Raw genomic sequence first — 15,433 nt, 5'->3', positions numbered from 1 at the left:
GAAATAGCGCAACTTGGCGCACTACCTGAATAAAATTGCGAACCCGTATATAATTGCGGATGGAAGACCTATGTTGGGTCTATAGTCAGGCAGCCGCCCATCGTATGGCGAGAGTCTGCAGGGAGGATCTCACGGTGGATGGTTTGCATTTTGCACCGGAGGTGATGTCATGGCCATTGCTCCCACGCTCCAGAAATACCTAGCCGCTGAAAACATCCAATACGAGGTGATCCCGCACGAGCTCATCATGACGTCCGCGCGAACGGCTGAGGCATGCCATATCTCGGGCGATCGCCTCGCCAAGGGCATCGTGTTGCGGCGCGACGGCGAATACATGCTGGCCATCTTGCCCGCATCGCATCACCTCCGCCTGTCGGACCTAAGGACAAGTCTCGGCGACAATGTCCACATGGCCGATGAACCCGAGATCAATCGGCTGTTCAGCGACTGTGCACATGGTGCAGTTCCTGCCGTCGGCAAATGCTACGGGTTGGATATCATCGTCGACGACAGCATCGAGGCACAGCCGGACATCTATATGGAGGCCGGCGATCATGAGACGCTGCTTCATATGGGTCACGCGCAGTTTGCGCGCCTGACGGCCAACGCACCGCACGGGCGCTTTAGCGCGCACGACTGAGGATTTTGCGCACCGCCCATTGCCTTTGCGATCCTGGGCGGGGAACCCTGGACGCGAAGTCGCTGTTAAATTGTTGGGGAAGGTGACGGCGACAGCGTTGGCGTTTGTCTGGTCGGATCGCCAAGGAGTGATGCTTTCTCCTGCGACCCCGCACCCGATCGGTTGTACAGTTCAGAAAATGGGGGCGCTGCTGCATTGCATCAATGCACCTGAAACCCAGGAACGGAGGCTCGCCATGAAAGTCAAAGACGTGATGCACAAGGGTGTCGACTGGGTCAGCCCCGACACCCCTATCACCGAGCTCGCCAAATTGATGCGGGCGCATGACATCGGCTGCATTCCGGTTGGCGCGGACGACAAGCTGGTCGGGATGGTGACCGACCGCGACATCGTCTGCAAAGGGCTCGCAAGCCACAACTTCGATGCCGGCCGCGCGACGGCGCACGATGTGATGACTGAAGGCATCCATTGCTGCCGGGAGGACGATGACCTCGCAAAGGCGATGCGTCATATGGAGAAGCTGCAGGTCCGCAGGCTGCCGGTGATCAACAAGAGCAAGCGGATGGTCGGCATGATCAGTCTGGGTGACGTCAGCCATTCCGCGTCAGGTGATGTGCTGACCGAGACCGTCAGGAGTGTTTCGGCGCATCACTGAAATTCGGCCAGGGAAATACGGCCAGGCTCCTCTCACGATCGCCGCTCGATCCGACGTTGAGCTGAGCCCGAGCCATGCGTTTAACAGGGAACCATCGCGCGGCGCGAGAGCGGCGGCCCGACGTGCTCCACTTTGCGCCGGTGTGAACGTAAGACCGCGGTCGGACGGCGCGGCAATTGGAGGACACTATGGCTTGGCGTGACGATAAGGCCCGTTCAACCCTGATCCGCGATGCAGCGGGAAGCGTGCAGCCAGGCAGGGCTCCTCGGAGCTTTGCCGAGCTTCTGTTCGGCTACACCAATGTCGAGGACCTTGCCAATCACGATGCCTCGTCGCTCGCCTTCCTGGCGGAACAGGCCTGGGGGCACGTGCGAGCGATCGAGGCCGCTTCTGGTTTCTCCAGTGCCCTTCTCAGTTCGAGCCCCATCTGGTCGAGTATGAGCCGCTCCTTTCTGGCAAGCGGTTGCTGGCGTTGACCTAGACAGCGATACTTCTCGTCACACGAGGGTGCTACGCGATGGTTTAGCAATCGATCAAAGGGCGAGTTGCGAACACGGGGACCCAAGTGTCCATAGACTCCCCTCCTTACGCAGCATCATATTGTCTCGGTCGCGCAACGACTGCAGTCTTACACTCGCCCTACCTTTTTCTACGACAGTCACGGTCATCGTGTCATGTTCGAACGTCACCTCGATGTCAGCGCCAGCATCGACAGCAGTTCCGATCATTACCACCTCGACAAATTCCAGGCCGTCGCTGTCGCCGAAGATAGCGCGCTTGATGGCTAACCAACTTTGGACCGGCACCTTGAGGGGGTCGCATTCGTTTGCGTAGGCTACAACCACGCTGCCGCGAGGCTTGACGCCGTTACGCACGAGATAGATGCCTTGGCTACCGACAAGCCAGAAACCGGGTAAATATCGGCCCTTCATGGCGCGCACCGAAACCGGCCATTGCAAGATGGCCTCATTCCAGAGCATTTGCAGTCTTGCATGAGGAAACGTCAGCTTCATTGAAGTTGGCTCCGACGAGCTGCGTAGGTCTCCGTGATCGCGGCGGCGATCTGGTCGCGTGGCACAACGCACACGATCCGAGCATCATTCGGCAGGGAGAACGTCAACCAATAGGTTTCGTCGTCGTGTGCGGCAATCACCACGACGGTTTCGACGTAAGCCGCCTTGCGGTTGTCGGCGACGGTAAAGCCGGCATCCGTCAGCGCTGTGCTTTCCTGCTCGTCAAACTTCACGGCGTTATCTCGTTTTTAGAGGACATCCCCGCGACTCGTGGTTTATCCGCGCCGTCCACGTATGCCTTGTTAAATCGCGTCAAGGTTGTGAAGTATCGGTAATGTCTTGCGACGGCGAGAGCCCGGCACACTCCGCGTCATGGCTGCGGGAGTGAGAACCTAAGTCACTGAATGATCTTCATTGTCTGCGCAGCGCCTCTCAATATTCAGCAGGTCGTCCATTGGCGCCGCCGCGGCGCCCAGCGGCGACTGCGTCCAGATGCCGCGCCCCGCGTCAATGTCAGGATGACCAGCATTGGATCCGGCCAGGTCGGTTGTTACTGCGATTTAACTGGCTGATTTCTCCGGATCGGGCGAGGGCTACGCGCGACCCGACGCCGTCAGCGAGAACTACCAACAATGCCGGATATTGAAATTACCGACGAGTGCCGCGCTCTGATTGCGGCCGAGTTCCCGTCCGACGATACCGGACAGCGCCTATCAAGCGGCAAATGGCAGCTAGTGATCGATGAGGAAACGTGGCAACGGCTGCACAAGATACGCCGGTCCGGCGAGTCAATATCGGACTGCATCATTCGCGTTATAATCATCACCCAGCACAAGCGTGGCTTGCTGTAGCTGCAGCCGGCGGGAAGGGTGCTGGCCTCCCGGCGAACAGATGTAAATGAGTTCAAGTTCGCCGCGCGCCGCTTAGGTGCGAGAAGGTGCACGCGCTCACGACGACATCGTCAATCAGGAAGCAGTTTCCCTATCCGCATTAAAGATCCAAGGACGTAATCCGCCGATCTTCCTGAGCGATGGCTTCGGACAGATATCTCTTCTCCTTGGCCAAATCCGCAGCTGGCTGGCTGTTAGCTGACATCGGCGCAAACTTGATGGCGGCAGGAATGCCCATCCGAATCGCCGCCAGCTCCACCAGCAAGGAGCCATTCATCTGCAGTCGAGACGGTATGCCGTACATCAATGAGTCGCTGGGCAACGCTTTCAAGAACGCCCACGTCGAAGCCGGCGTCATCGACAAGTGAGTGCATTGGCTTCGCAAGGCAGCCGCAACCCGAGTTGCCGAGAACGGCGCACGAGCTGATGGCGTACGTTGCCCACCGGGCGCAGGATTGGCAGCCACTCTTGCGCCAGCTAATCGGCCGCAGCCACGGCCCCTTGTCTGGCTATCTCGCCTCCTGGCTGTGCGAACCTTATCAGTTGGCTAACTGACTCCCTTAGCGACCAAAGTTTATCAGTTCGGTCCATTTTCATATTGGGCCAGTCAGTTGCTAACTGCCCGCCCGCGACCAAACCTTATCTTTCGTCTGACCGATGTATTCGCCCAGTCAGCACGAATTGGATTCGTTACGTCATCGACAGCCTATTTGAAGCCTCAGATTTCTCTCACAGTCTAAGAGCAAACGGATCACGCTCTTCGTTCGAGAAGTCGATCATCACGTTCTTGGTCTGCAGGAATTCGTCCAGCGCCGCGACGCCGCGCTCCTTGCCGAATCCAGAGTCCTTGAACCCGCCGAATGGGGCCATCGCGCTCGAGGCGCGGTAGGTGTTGACCCAGACAGTTCCGGCATGAACCGCACGAGAGACTCGCAAAGCGCGCGACAGGTTCGTCGTCCAGACCCCGGACGCCAATCCGTATTTGGTGTCGTTGGCGATGCTGATCGCTTCTTCCTCGGTGTCGAAGGGAATGATGGACAGCACGGGTCCGAACACCTCCTCCTGGGCGATCGCCATCTTGTTGTTCACGCCGGTAAAGATGGTCGGCTCGATGAAGAGACCCTTCCCGAGAGCGTCTCCGGACGCGGGCTTTCCCCCGCAAGCGAGAACGGCGCCTTCCCCCTTGGCGTCAGAAATGCATTTCAGGATACGGTCGAACTGAGGCTCGTTCGCCACCGTGCCCATATCCGTCGTCTTCTCCAGGGGGTTCCCCAAGCGGATCTTGCCCGCGCGATCGACGAGGCGCCTGGCGATTTCATCGTGAACCGAGCGTTGAACAAGAAGCCGCGAACCAGCAATACATGTCTGCCCTGTCGCGCCAAAAATGCCGGCGAGAGCTCCGACAGTCGCCTTGTCGAGGTCGGCGTCCTCGAAGATGATATTGGGAGATTTGCCGCCCAACTCCAATGTCACGGGCACGAGCGTGCGGCCCGCCTCCGCCGCGATCTGACGACCGACATTCGGGCTTCCTGTGAAACTCACGCGATCGATCCGGTCGCTCGTGAGCAGCGCCTGCCCTGTCCTGTAATCGCCGGTTACGACGTTGACGATACCTGCCGGAAAACCTGCCTCGCGGACCAGTTCGGCGAATTCCAGCGTCGTCACCGATGCATGCTCGGACGGCTTGATGACGACGCAATTGCCCGCCGCGAGTGCCGGGGCCAGCTTGTTAGCAAGCAGGCCCATCGGCGAATTCCAGGCGGTGATGAGAACGGCGACGCCGATCGGCTCCCGACGCGTGAAGTCAAACACATCGCGCTGGTCCAGCGGAATCGTATCGCCAAAAATCTTGTCGGCGCAGCCCGCGAAGAACCGGTAGGCGCGGGCGGCAAAGTGCATCTGCCCGTGCGTCTCCCGGATGATCTTTCCGTTGTCGGTGCTCTCCATGATGGCGATGCGCTCGGCCTGGGCATCGATCAGATCGGCGAGCCGGTTCAGCAAATTTGCGCGGCCAAGACCGGTGGTTTTGCTCCAGACGGTTTCATAGGCTCGCCTCGCCGCCGCGATCGCATCAGCGACCTGCGCCGGCGTTGCCTGCGGCACCAAGGCCCATTCCTCGCGGCTGTAGGGGTTTATGGCCGCAAACCATTCTTGGTTTGGCGCGGTCACCGTCTCGTTGGCAATGGCAATTCCGTACTTCTTCGACATGGTCGATCATCTCCGCAACTGGCGAATGTGGTGTATTTGGTCCGGACGGCGCATCCCGCGCCGGCCTTCGGTTGGTGCTTAGGCGGGGCTTCCGCGGGGATCAGCGTCCAATCGCGCAATCCCGTCGATCCCTTCGCGGGCAGCGGGAAACAGCGAGAGCACTTGCCGGTCGTGCCCCGGAATGATGTGCGACGGGCTGTCGGCCAGTTTCCGGATGACCGCAAAGCCATTCAGCATCTGCTTCGTGTCGAACAACACCGGGAACGGCCGGCGCTGGAGAATGTTGGCGTAATAGTGCGACGCGTCCGAGGCCAGCACCACGTGGCCGCGGCGCGTTTTCACCCTCACGACCTGAAGTCCCGCGGTATGGCCGCCCAGCCAGTGCAGGGATATTCCGTCGTCAAAATCGGAGTTGGGATCATGAAGGGTCACGCGCCCTTCGAAATTCCGCCTAACGATATGGCTGACGTCTTCAGCGTTGTAGGCCTTCTTCTGCTCGGCGTCGCACATGCAGCGGCCGGTGCAGAAATGCATCTCGCGTTCCTGCACGTGGTAGCGCGCTTGCGGAAACAGGTCGTGGTTGCCAGCGTGATCCCAATGCATGTGGGTCAGGATGACGTCCTTGACTTTATCGGGGTTGACACCGATCTGCTTGAGGCCATCGGCGACCGGCCGTGTGACGGCATAATTCCGCGGCCTGCCCGCCTTCTCGTCGAAGCCGGTATCGACGATTACTGTGCAGTCCTGACCAACCAGCGCCCAGACGAAGAAATCCAGTGGCATCGGCGTATCGGGTACATCGCTGTTGTCGATGAAATTCTCCGATGCGCGGCGCTGGTCCTTCCTGGCGTATCGGATTGCATAGATTTCATACTCGGACATATCGATCCTTCACTGGCGTTCGATGCCAGCTTCCTTCGTTGTCGTGGCCCACAATTCGATGTCGTCCTTGACGTGCCTGGCGAAATCGGTCGGTGCCATCCACTGAATCTCGAAGCCGATATCGCCGAGACGGTTTTTGATCTCGGGCTCCGCCAGCACCTCGCGCACACCCTCCGAGAGCTTCGCGACGATCTCCGGCGGCGTGTCCTTGGGAGCAAACAAGCCGGACCATGCGGAGATATTGATGAACGCGACGCCTCCCTCCTTCATGGTCGGGATCTGCGGGAAGAGGGACGCGCGGTCCGGATTCGTGGTCGCAAGCGCGCGGGCCGAACCAGCCTCGACCTGGGAGACCGCGGGGGCCATGTCCATGAAGGTCATCGAGACGCGCTGGGCGATGATGTCGGTGACGACCTGCGGGCTGTTCCGGTAGGGCACGGCGGCAATGTCGATCCCCGCCCGCCGCTTGAACGCCTCACCGGACAATTGGCCGAGTGCATTGGCATATCCGAACGTCAGCGTGCCGGGCTTGGTTTTCGCGAGGGCCACGAGATCAGCCACGTTCTTGACGGGGAGTGCGGGATCAACAATCAGAAAGTAAGGAAACACGCCGAATTGCGAAATCGGAACGAAGTCCGTGATGGGGTCATACTGGATCGATTTCAGCAGGCTGGGGTTCGCGGCGTGCGTGGACGTTCCGCCAACCAGCAATGTGTAGCCGTCGGGCGCAGAACGCGCGGCGGCCGTCGCTCCCAGCGCGCCGTTCGCGCCGACGCGGTTGTCGATGATGATCGTCGCCTTCAGCAGCTCCGACAGCCGCTGAAACACGATGCGCGCCACGCCATCGGTCCCGCTCCCGGGAGCAAACGGGGCGATGACGGTAATCCGTTGTGAGGGATAGGTTTCAGCTGCTGCCGCCAAATTCCCATGTGACAGCAGCAGCGCGATCGCCAACAACAACACTCGCACAGAACCCTCCCATCGCTATTTTTGCAATTTGGCCTTCACGCGTGGATCATGACTTCTTCGAGCTGCCTTCGATGATCCTCACGATGACCGGCCAGTAATTCGCCCCAAAGCCGGCCCGGGACGCTTCCGTCAGAAGACTGGCGCCAAGTGCCGCTTCTCTGGCCTCGATGCCTGCATCCTTTGCCATGTCCAGCGCATAGGACACGTCCTTGTGCATGTAGTCGGTCGAGAACACCCGCTCGGGAAACTCGCGCGCTGCAACCGCCTTGAATCCGTGATTGCGCAGCGCAAAGCTGTCCGCGGAGCCCTTGGAGAGAGCATCAAACAAGGTCTGGGTCGACATGCCCGCCGCGTTCGCGATCGCAGCGGCTTCGCAAAGCGCCGTCACGGTCCCCACCACGACCATGTTGTTCAGGATTTTCACGATCTGGCCGGTTCCGATATCGCCGCAATGGGTCACGTCGGACGCGAAGCATCGCAGCAGCGGCTCGATCCGCGAAAACACGTCCGGCGTCGCGCCGACGGAAATCGCCAGTGTCCCCGCCTCAGCCGCCGCGCGCGTCCGGGCGACCGGCGCATCGGCATAGTCGGCTCCCTTCGCGGCAAAGACTCCGGCCAACTCGCGCGTCAATTTGAGCGGGCTCGTGGACAGGTCGACGATGGTCTGACCGGCGCGTGCAGATTCGAGAAGCCCGCCCGGCATTTCGCAGATCTTCTTCAAATGCTCACCGCTCGGCATCGAAATGAAGACGGTGTCGGCCTTGGCCACCGCGGCAACCGAGCCAGCATCGATGGCCCCCGCCTGAACCAGCCGCGCCACGGGCTCGGCATTGAGGTCGTGGATCAACACCTTCTGCTTCGTCTTCTGCACGAGGTGCCGGCACATGGGTTCACCCATGACGCCCAAACCGATGAAGCCGAAGGTCGAAGTGCCAGTCATGTCAAAGCTCCGGAATTTCCAGACAGAGAAAACATTTAGATGCCGAGATAGGCCCGCCGCACATAGTCGCTGGCCAGCAGCTCCTGGCCCTTCCCGCTCAGCGCGACCGCGCCGGTTTCCAGCACAAAAGCCTTATGGCAGAGGTTCAGCGCAAGCTTTGCATTCTGCTCGACCAGGATGATCGACACACCGATATCACGGTTGATCTCGGCGATGATGCGCGCGATCTCGTCGACGATGATCGGAGCCAGCCCGAGCGAGGGTTCATCCAGAAGCAGCAGGCGGGGCTTTGCCATGAGGGCGCGGCCGATGGCGACCATCTGCTGCTCGCCGCCCGACAACGAACCCGCCATCTGGCTCCGCCGCTCCACGAGGCGGGGGAAGTATCCGTAGATTTGATCTAATGTCTTCTTCTGCTGCGCCTTGTCGCGCTGCGAGTAGCCACCGACCAGGAGATTGTCGAGGACGCTCATCTGCGGGAATACGCGCCGCCCTTCAGGCGAGAGCGCAATGCCGCGCCCGACCCGCTGCGGGGCGGAAACGCCATCGATGCGCTCGCCGTCGAAATAGATCTCCCCGCCGCTCACCGGTTTGAGGCCGATAATTGCCTTCATCGTGGTGGTCTTGCCGGCTCCGTTCGAGCCGATGAGAGAGACGATCGTGCCATCGGCGACAGACAGGCTCAGATTACGGACCGCCGTGAGGGGGCCGTAGGCGACGCTGATCCCGCGAACATCAAGCATGGACCGCTTCCTTGCCGAGATATGCTTCGATCACGACCGGGTTCGACACGACTTCCGCAGGCGTTCCTTGCGCGATCAGCGTGCCATGGTCCAGCACCACGACACGATTGCACAGGCCCATCACGGTGCGCATGTGGTGCTCGACCATCACCATCGTGACGCCGCGCTCGGCCTTGACCCGACGCAGCACCGAGGCGAGCTCGGCCGCCTCCTCGGGATTGAGCCCGGCCACCGGCTCATCAAGCATCAGCAACCGGGGTTCGCTGGCGAGCGCGATCGCGACGCCCAGGCGTCGCTGCTCGCCATAGGACAGTTCGCGCGCCTTCAGGCCCACGCGGCGCGTCAACCCGAGCAGGTCGAGCACATGCAGCGCTTTCTCTTCCGCCGCCACCCGCCATTTGTTCGAGAGAAACCCGCCCCACAAGCCGGTCAAGTCCGAGCCCAGCGTGCCGCGCGACACGTTTTCAATGACCGTCGCCTCGGGGTAGATGGTTGCTGCCTGGAAGGTTCGCGAAAGCCCCTGGCGCACCGTTTGGTTGGCGGGCTGCCCCGAGATATCGCGGCCCCTGAACCGGACCGTTCCCGCCGAGGGTCGAAGTACACCGGAGATCACGTTGAACAACGTGGTCTTGCCTGCGCCGTTCGGACCAATCAGGCCGAGAAAATCGCCTTCGTTGACATCAAAGGTGACGTCTCGGACGGCAACAAGGCCGCCAAAGGAACGCTTCAGGCTGTCGACTTGCAGCATGCTCATGGCACTTCCTCCGCCACGAGCGTTGCGCGGGTTGTTGCAACGAGTTGGCGCGTACGCCAGATCTGGACAAGGCTCGCCAGGCCGTTCGGCACGAACATCAGGCAGAGCACCAGCACTGTCCCATAGATGATGTGCTGGAGGCCTTCGGTGGATCGCAGCAGCTCCGGCAAGGGCGTGAGGACGAGAACGCCGACGACCGGCCCCAGCACGCCATCACGTCCGCCGACGACGAGCATGGTCAGGTACGACACGGACTCCCAGAACGTATATGAGTCCGGAGAAATGAATCGGAGATAGTGCGTCGACAACGCTCCGGCAAAGCCGGCGATGCCGGATCCGATCGTGAAGGCGATCACCTGGACACGATGGGTATCGATGCCGCTGGACTCGGTGAGGCGCTGATTCTCGGCCGTGGCCGCCATCATTGTCCCCAGAGGCGACCGATAGAGCAACCAGGTCAGAAGCAGCGTCGTCAACGCGCAGCCGAGCGCGAAAGGATAGAATTGCGGCTTGGCGCGAAGGACATAGCCGAAGATCGAAATCGAAGGCACGCCGACGAGCCCGTTCGCACCGCCCGTGATGGAGCTCATGTCCAGTGCGAGCAGCACTGCAATCTGACTGAACGCAAAGGCCACCAGCACGAAATACACGCCGCGCAGACGCAAGATGATCCAGCCAAGGGCTGCGGCGATGACGGCCGCGACCAGCCCTGCGATGAACAGGGTCAGCAGCGGTGGCCAGCCCTTCATCGACAGCAAGGCCGAGACATATCCGCCGACCAGCGCAAAGCCGCCATGGCCCATGGATAGCTGCCCCGCCCGGGCAATGATGGCGAGGCCGAGCACGAGCATGAGATTGATGCAGCCGACCGTCGCCAGGTGAATGTAGAACTGGTTCGGCGCGAACCAGGGCAACAACGCGGAAACACCAATTGCCGCGGCGATCCCGACATAGTGTGCGGGCTTGGTGGTTGGAGACTTCACGCCTCACGCTCCTTTCGGCCGAGCAAGCCTTGCGGGCGCAGCAACACGACGCCGATCACGACCAGGAATTGGAGAATCTCGGACAAGGACGCGCTGACGAAGGTGCCGGCGAAGCTCTCGATCAGGCCGATGAGCAGTCCACCGACAACCGCGCCCGGAACACTGCCAAGGCCGCCAATGACGACGATCACGAAAGCCTTCAACGTCGGCGCTAGACCGATGAAGGGCGAGACCGACAGCACCGGCGCCATGAGGACGCCGGCGAATGCCGCGAGGCTCACGCCCAGGACGAAGGCGGCGGGGAAGATCACGTCGACGCGAATGCCCTGCACCTGGGCAATCTCGGCGTCCTGGGCCACCGCCCGCATGGCGCGGCCAATTCGGGTATACCCGATCAAGAGATTGAGCGACACGACGGCAACGATCGCCCCAATGATGACGACCAGGCGTGACCACGGGAAAACGATGCCGCCGACGGATAAAATGCCGGAGACGACGGGCGGCACGGTGCGGGCGGAAGATCCCCACAGCAGCAAAGCGCTGTTCTGCAAAATCAGCGCGACGCCGACGGACGCGATCATTCCGTTCAGCTCGTTGCCGCGAAATCGGCGGAACACCACCCGCTCCATCAGCAGCCCGAGCAAGGCCGTTGCGCCGATCGCGAGCAGAGCGCTGACGGCGAACGGCATATCGTTGTTGCCATAGAGAATAGCGAACAGGAATGCGCCGATCATGTAGAACTCACCATGCGCAAAATTGACGATGCGCATGATTCCGAACACCATCGTGAAGCCGATGGCCATCAGCACGTAGATCATGCCGACCATAAGGCCATTGACGACCGTCTGGGCTAAAATGATGTCCATGTTCACGGAATGACGACTCCAATTGTATCAGCGAGGCGCCAGAGACGCCTCGCCTGCTTCGGCTGCCGCTTATTTGCAGGCGTTGGCATCGCAGGTCGCGACTTTCGCCACCACGCCATCCTTGATCTGCCCGACATAGAAAGGAAGATTGATCTGGTGCTTGATTCCGTATTTCTGCTCGCCGGTCCAACCCGCCTTGCCCATCGCGGTCGGCACGTCCGACAATCCGTCGAGCGTCGTTGCGATCTTCGTGGTGTCGTCCACAGTTCCTGCCTTCTTCATGGCGGTGAACAGCATCTGCAGGCCGGCATAGAAGAATGGGCTGAAGCCGTTCATGTTCGGCCCATACTTGGCCTTGAAGCGGGCAACGTAGGCCGCCGTATCCGGCAGACCGGCATCAATGGGCAGGTGGACATAGGTGCCTTCAGCCGCGTCCTTGCCCGCAACCTTGAGCATCTCGGCCGAAACATCGCCGCCGGTGACGAAAACCGGACCGCGGTAACCGAGTTCGCGCGCCTGCTTCAGGATCAGCCCTGCGGTGGTCGGGGAGTTGCCACCGAGCTCGAGGCCATCGGCCTTCATGAGGATGCGAGTGAGGACAGGCACGAAGTCGACGCGCTCACGCTCGAAATACTCGACCTGTAGCTTGGCGCCGGCCTTGGCGTAGGAGTTGAAGTTCGCGACGCCAATCTGCTGCCCGGTCTCATCGTTGGGAAGCAGCGATACGACCTGCTTTGCCGAGGTGCTCTTCATCAGCCAGGCGACCTGCGGGTCGGAAAATTCGCCAGTCGTGATCACCGGCCGATAGGCGAACGGCGCATCGGCCCCGAGCGCCCGCGGCGTGAAGGCCAGCGTCATGGTGATGACTTTCCCGGAGGTGGTCTGGTCCTTCGTCGCCACCGCCGCCGCCGAGCCCATGGGACCGACCACGAAATGGATTCCGTCCTGGATCATGAGGCGATCCATGGCCGTGACCGCGTCCGCAGCGCGATAGCGGTCGTCATATTGCTTGATCAGGATCTTGTAGCGCTTGCCGCCAACCTCGAGGCCGCCGTCCTTGTTGACGTCTTCGGCGGCAAAATCGGTTGCGGCGAGCATACCTTCCGCGAACGCGGCGCCTGCACCGGAAAAGCTGGCATGCACGCCGATCGTGACACTGTCATCGGCCTTCGCGGCGGAACAGACGACGGACGCCGCCAGCACGGCAACCAACTCAAAACGCTTCATTCCAATCTCTCCCCAGATGTTGCTATTGTCTGCCTTGCTCGTTTCTTTTGAGGCTCGGCTTGTTCGTGTCAGTGATGCTTGTTGTTCACGATGACGGTCCGACGCCATCGCCCTCATTCGCAGGTCAAGGAACCCAGTTGGTCTCCTCCGACTCATGCGTCCCGCGCGGAGCGAAGACGACCTTCTTCGAAGCCGCTCGGGTGCCGCGTCCCTGCAACAGACGCGAAACCATAGCGAGGTCCTTTACCTTGTCGATCGTCTCGAGCCGCTCGAACAGCGGAGCGATGTCATCGCGCGGCAGGACAGCGCCGGCCTGCTGATCGAACTGATCCCAGAGATCGGCGCCCGGCGGAGATAGGACCGTAAGAAGATCGAGCGCTTCCTCACCAGGCAGACCGCCGCCAGCGGCGCGCTGGTCGTCTCCGATCATCTGTTGGCAGGACGCTTCGTCCATCGCTTCGGCCAGCAACGCGGCAAGCAATCCATGTCTCAGGCATTGACCGACCGCGAGAGCTTCCGCTCCGCCCTGCTCGAGCGCAGGATTGCCGGCATTCGCCACGCTCGCCATGAGCAGCGCAGCTGCAATCTTCGGGCGGCTCAGTTCGAGCAATCGCGCCGCGGCTGCGACGCTGCCCAGCAAGGCACATCCGAGCTGGCCAGCTGACAGCGCAAGTGAACGCGAAACGTCAGCGCCTGCAATCAACGCGTCAACGAACTCCTGTCCGGTCTTCCCGCGCTCCTCGCAGAGCCCGAACAGGGAAACGACAAAGGCTCCGTTAGCAGCATCGGGGGATGCGTCGGATCCGGCGACGGCCGCCGTCGCGTTGATCAACGCGGCATCGACCGCGCTCGTGCGCCGTTCGGTGCCGAACACCAGAGAGCAGCCGCCGCTCACCGCAACACCGGGGGTCGCCAGCAAAGCTTTCGTGACGGCAGCCGGCGCACCGGACAGCGTCCGGCCGAACGCCGTGATGATTGCCGCCCTCGCGCGTCCCAGGGCTTTCGCATCTCGTGGCTGCGGATCATAGGTACTGATCCGCTCCGCCAAGCTCGACGTCGTGGCGCTGACGGTCATCGCGACGCCACCGCTTTGACCGGCGCCACGCTCTGCTGGCTCGCAGCGTTTCGCCCAGCGATCCTGCCAAACGTCGCCCCCGAGACGAGGCCGGTGCCTGCAGGATAATTGTCGTAGAACAGGCCGCCGACCAGCTCACCGCAGCAGTACAGACCTTTGATCGGACGCCAGTCGGTGCCGATCACCTCGGCGTTCTCGTTGATCTTCAGGCCGCCAAACGTGAAGGTGATGCCGCCGGTCGCGCTGTAAGCATAGTAGGGCGGCTTGTCGAGACGGAGCGCCCAGTTGGTCTTTTCGAGATCGAGGCCCATTGTCGAGAGGCCGTCTTTCTTCGTGGGATCGAAGCCCTCGTCCGCCGCGCGCGCATGATCGTTGTAGTTCAACACGGTCTTGAGCGCCTGCGCCTTGTCGTCGATGTCGAGCTGCGCGATCAGGTCTTCGAGCGAATTGGCCTTGATCGGATCGCTGGTCGAATAGCGCGGCTCGAGCAGGTGGAGGACTTTGCTGTCGAATAGCTGGTACGCCTTGGCGCCCGGCTCAGCCAGAATGGCGCGGCCGAACTTGGCGTAGGTAAAGAGCGCGCCGTCTTCGCCTTCATCGACGAAGCGCTTGCCCTTGCGGTTGATCATCACTGAATAAACGTAGGACAGGCGGTTGCTGCGGTCAGTCATTTCACGCGGCGCGAAATCGCCCCAGTCCGCGCTGATCGGCGTGGCATGACAGCCACTCCATTGTCCCCATGGCATCGCGCCGATCGCGAGCGCCATCCGCAGTCCGTCGCCCTGATTGTGAGGGGTGCCGCGGACCTTCGCGGCGCCGACGAGCGGGCCGATGTGCTGCGTGCGCATCTGGACATTGGCTTCAAAGCCGCCGCAGCCGAGCACGATGGCCTTAGCGCCGAGTGAGCGAACGCCCTCCTCGTCCTTGGTTTTGACGCCGACGACGCGACCATTGTCATCGACGAGCAGCTCCGACACGGCATTGCCGTATCGCACCTCGATGCCCATGCGCTCGCAGGTCGAGAACCAGCTGCGCGAAAGGCCAACCCCCTCATGCGCCGCGCGCACGACCAGCCCGCGCGCCCAGACCATGACATTGTCTTTCTTGACGGCGGACAAGCTGATCGCCGGCTCCATCTTGATGGCGCCGGTGTCCTTCATCCAGCGAACGGTCGCCTGCGAGTTCGACACGAGGAGACGGGAAAGGATCGGGTCCGTACGTCCGTTGGTGACGCGCATCAGGTCGCCGTGAAAATCTTCCTGCGTGTAGGGCGAGATGCCGTCGTAGAAATTGTCGAACTCGTCCTCGATGCCCGGCAGCAAAGCGCCGATCTCGCGCGGTTCGTCGTACGCGAAGCGCAGCACACCGCCGCTCCAGTGCGTGTTGCCGCCGCGCATTTCGCGGGGAGCCTTTTCGAGAACGACGACACGATCCGCGCCGTTTTCCTTCGCCGAGACCGCCGCAGCCAAGGCAGCGTTTCCAGCGCCAACGACGATCACATCGAACTCTTCGTGCATTTCCGTTCCTTCCCGCCCGGCCTGCGCCTTATGAATTTCTGTATTCTAATGGATACTAATGTATACATCGG

At 61.3% G+C, this 15,433-nt stretch carries 18 protein-coding genes; 4 read left to right on the top strand and 14 right to left on the bottom strand.

Features of this window, described 5'->3' with window-relative positions:
* The first annotated feature begins 169 nt into the window (after window positions 1-169).
* From ACPPVR_RS08170 to ACPPVR_RS08160, 3 genes are all read left to right on the top strand, one after another.
* Window positions 170-640, top strand: a complete 471-nt coding sequence (locus ACPPVR_RS08170; RefSeq protein WP_426613719.1) for an aminoacyl-tRNA deacylase — start codon at window positions 170-172, stop codon at window positions 638-640.
* A 235-nt stretch (window positions 641-875) separates the two neighbouring features.
* Window positions 876-1,295, top strand: a complete 420-nt coding sequence (locus tag ACPPVR_RS08165) for a CBS domain-containing protein (RefSeq protein WP_426616051.1) — start codon at window positions 876-878, stop codon at window positions 1,293-1,295.
* A 188-nt stretch (window positions 1,296-1,483) separates the two neighbouring features.
* The gene (locus ACPPVR_RS08160; protein WP_426613718.1) at window positions 1,484-1,771 is read left to right on the top strand and encodes a hypothetical protein; all 288 of its coding nucleotides are present in this window, start codon (window positions 1,484-1,486) and stop codon (window positions 1,769-1,771) included.
* Between the two features lie 57 nt (window positions 1,772-1,828).
* On the opposite strand, the gene ACPPVR_RS08155 is transcribed toward ACPPVR_RS08160, so the two are convergent.
* Both ACPPVR_RS08155 and ACPPVR_RS08150 read right to left on the bottom strand, forming a co-directional pair.
* Window positions 1,829-2,308 (bottom strand): DUF3085 domain-containing protein, encoded by a 480-nt coding sequence (locus tag ACPPVR_RS08155; RefSeq protein ID WP_426613717.1) that lies wholly within the window; start codon window positions 2,306-2,308, stop codon window positions 1,829-1,831.
* Window positions 2,305-2,541 carry a hypothetical protein gene (locus ACPPVR_RS08150; RefSeq protein WP_426613716.1) on the bottom strand — a complete coding sequence of 79 codons (237 nt, stop codon included), beginning with the start codon at window positions 2,539-2,541 and terminating at the stop codon, window positions 2,305-2,307. Before ACPPVR_RS08150 ends, ACPPVR_RS08155 begins: the two co-directional genes overlap by 4 nt.
* Before the next feature lie 399 nt (window positions 2,542-2,940).
* Between ACPPVR_RS08150 and ACPPVR_RS08145 the strand changes: the two genes are divergently transcribed.
* Window positions 2,941-3,159, top strand: coding sequence for a hypothetical protein (locus ACPPVR_RS08145; protein ID WP_426613715.1), 219 nt, complete (start codon window positions 2,941-2,943; stop codon window positions 3,157-3,159).
* A 139-nt stretch (window positions 3,160-3,298) separates the two neighbouring features.
* On the opposite strand, the gene ACPPVR_RS08140 is transcribed toward ACPPVR_RS08145, so the two are convergent.
* The 12 genes from ACPPVR_RS08140 to tcuA form a co-directional block, all read right to left on the bottom strand.
* Entirely contained in the window at window positions 3,299-3,529 is a 231-nt protein-coding gene (locus tag ACPPVR_RS08140) for a hypothetical protein (RefSeq protein ID WP_426613714.1), read from the bottom strand.
* A 398-nt stretch (window positions 3,530-3,927) separates the two neighbouring features.
* Window positions 3,928-5,406 carry an aldehyde dehydrogenase gene (locus ACPPVR_RS08135; protein WP_426613713.1) on the bottom strand — a complete coding sequence of 493 codons (1,479 nt, stop codon included), beginning with the start codon at window positions 5,404-5,406 and terminating at the stop codon, window positions 3,928-3,930.
* A gap of 78 nt (window positions 5,407-5,484) precedes the next feature.
* On the bottom strand, window positions 5,485-6,288 hold the full coding sequence (locus ACPPVR_RS08130) for an N-acyl homoserine lactonase family protein (RefSeq protein ID WP_426613712.1): 804 nt from the start codon (window positions 6,286-6,288) through the stop codon (window positions 5,485-5,487).
* A gap of 9 nt (window positions 6,289-6,297) precedes the next feature.
* Window positions 6,298-7,257 carry a Bug family tripartite tricarboxylate transporter substrate binding protein gene (locus tag ACPPVR_RS08125; protein WP_426613711.1) on the bottom strand — a complete coding sequence of 320 codons (960 nt, stop codon included), beginning with the start codon at window positions 7,255-7,257 and terminating at the stop codon, window positions 6,298-6,300.
* Between the two features lie 46 nt (window positions 7,258-7,303).
* Window positions 7,304-8,197, bottom strand: coding sequence for an NAD(P)-dependent oxidoreductase (locus ACPPVR_RS08120; RefSeq protein ID WP_426613710.1), 894 nt, complete (start codon window positions 8,195-8,197; stop codon window positions 7,304-7,306).
* Between the two features lie 35 nt (window positions 8,198-8,232).
* Window positions 8,233-8,940 carry an ABC transporter ATP-binding protein gene (locus ACPPVR_RS08115; RefSeq protein ID WP_426613709.1) on the bottom strand — a complete coding sequence of 236 codons (708 nt, stop codon included), beginning with the start codon at window positions 8,938-8,940 and terminating at the stop codon, window positions 8,233-8,235.
* On the bottom strand, window positions 8,933-9,694 hold the full coding sequence (locus ACPPVR_RS08110; protein WP_426613708.1) for an ABC transporter ATP-binding protein: 762 nt from the start codon (window positions 9,692-9,694) through the stop codon (window positions 8,933-8,935). The genes ACPPVR_RS08115 and ACPPVR_RS08110 overlap by 8 nt, the downstream gene beginning before the upstream one ends.
* Window positions 9,691-10,677 (bottom strand): branched-chain amino acid ABC transporter permease, encoded by a 987-nt coding sequence (locus ACPPVR_RS08105; protein ID WP_426613707.1) that lies wholly within the window; start codon window positions 10,675-10,677, stop codon window positions 9,691-9,693. The genes ACPPVR_RS08110 and ACPPVR_RS08105 overlap by 4 nt, the downstream gene beginning before the upstream one ends.
* Window positions 10,674-11,543, bottom strand: coding sequence for a branched-chain amino acid ABC transporter permease (locus ACPPVR_RS08100; protein WP_426616050.1), 870 nt, complete (start codon window positions 11,541-11,543; stop codon window positions 10,674-10,676). Before ACPPVR_RS08100 ends, ACPPVR_RS08105 begins: the two co-directional genes overlap by 4 nt.
* A gap of 69 nt (window positions 11,544-11,612) precedes the next feature.
* Complete coding sequence (locus tag ACPPVR_RS08095) at window positions 11,613-12,770, bottom strand: ABC transporter substrate-binding protein (RefSeq protein ID WP_426613706.1); 1,158 nt, start codon at window positions 12,768-12,770, stop codon at window positions 11,613-11,615.
* A 124-nt stretch (window positions 12,771-12,894) separates the two neighbouring features.
* Window positions 12,895-13,845, bottom strand: coding sequence for an MmgE/PrpD family protein (locus ACPPVR_RS08090; RefSeq protein WP_426613705.1), 951 nt, complete (start codon window positions 13,843-13,845; stop codon window positions 12,895-12,897).
* Window positions 13,842-15,362, bottom strand: a complete 1,521-nt coding sequence (gene tcuA, locus ACPPVR_RS08085) for an FAD-dependent tricarballylate dehydrogenase TcuA (protein ID WP_426613704.1) — start codon at window positions 15,360-15,362, stop codon at window positions 13,842-13,844. The genes ACPPVR_RS08090 and tcuA overlap by 4 nt, the downstream gene beginning before the upstream one ends.
* Window positions 15,363-15,433 lie beyond the last annotated feature (71 nt).

Source organism: Bradyrhizobium sp. McL0616 (assembly GCF_049993385.1).
Lineage (GTDB): Bacteria > Pseudomonadota > Alphaproteobacteria > Rhizobiales > Xanthobacteraceae > Bradyrhizobium.
The sequence above is the reverse complement of the archived record's forward strand: the minus strand, read 5'-3'. Positions and strand labels throughout refer to the sequence as shown.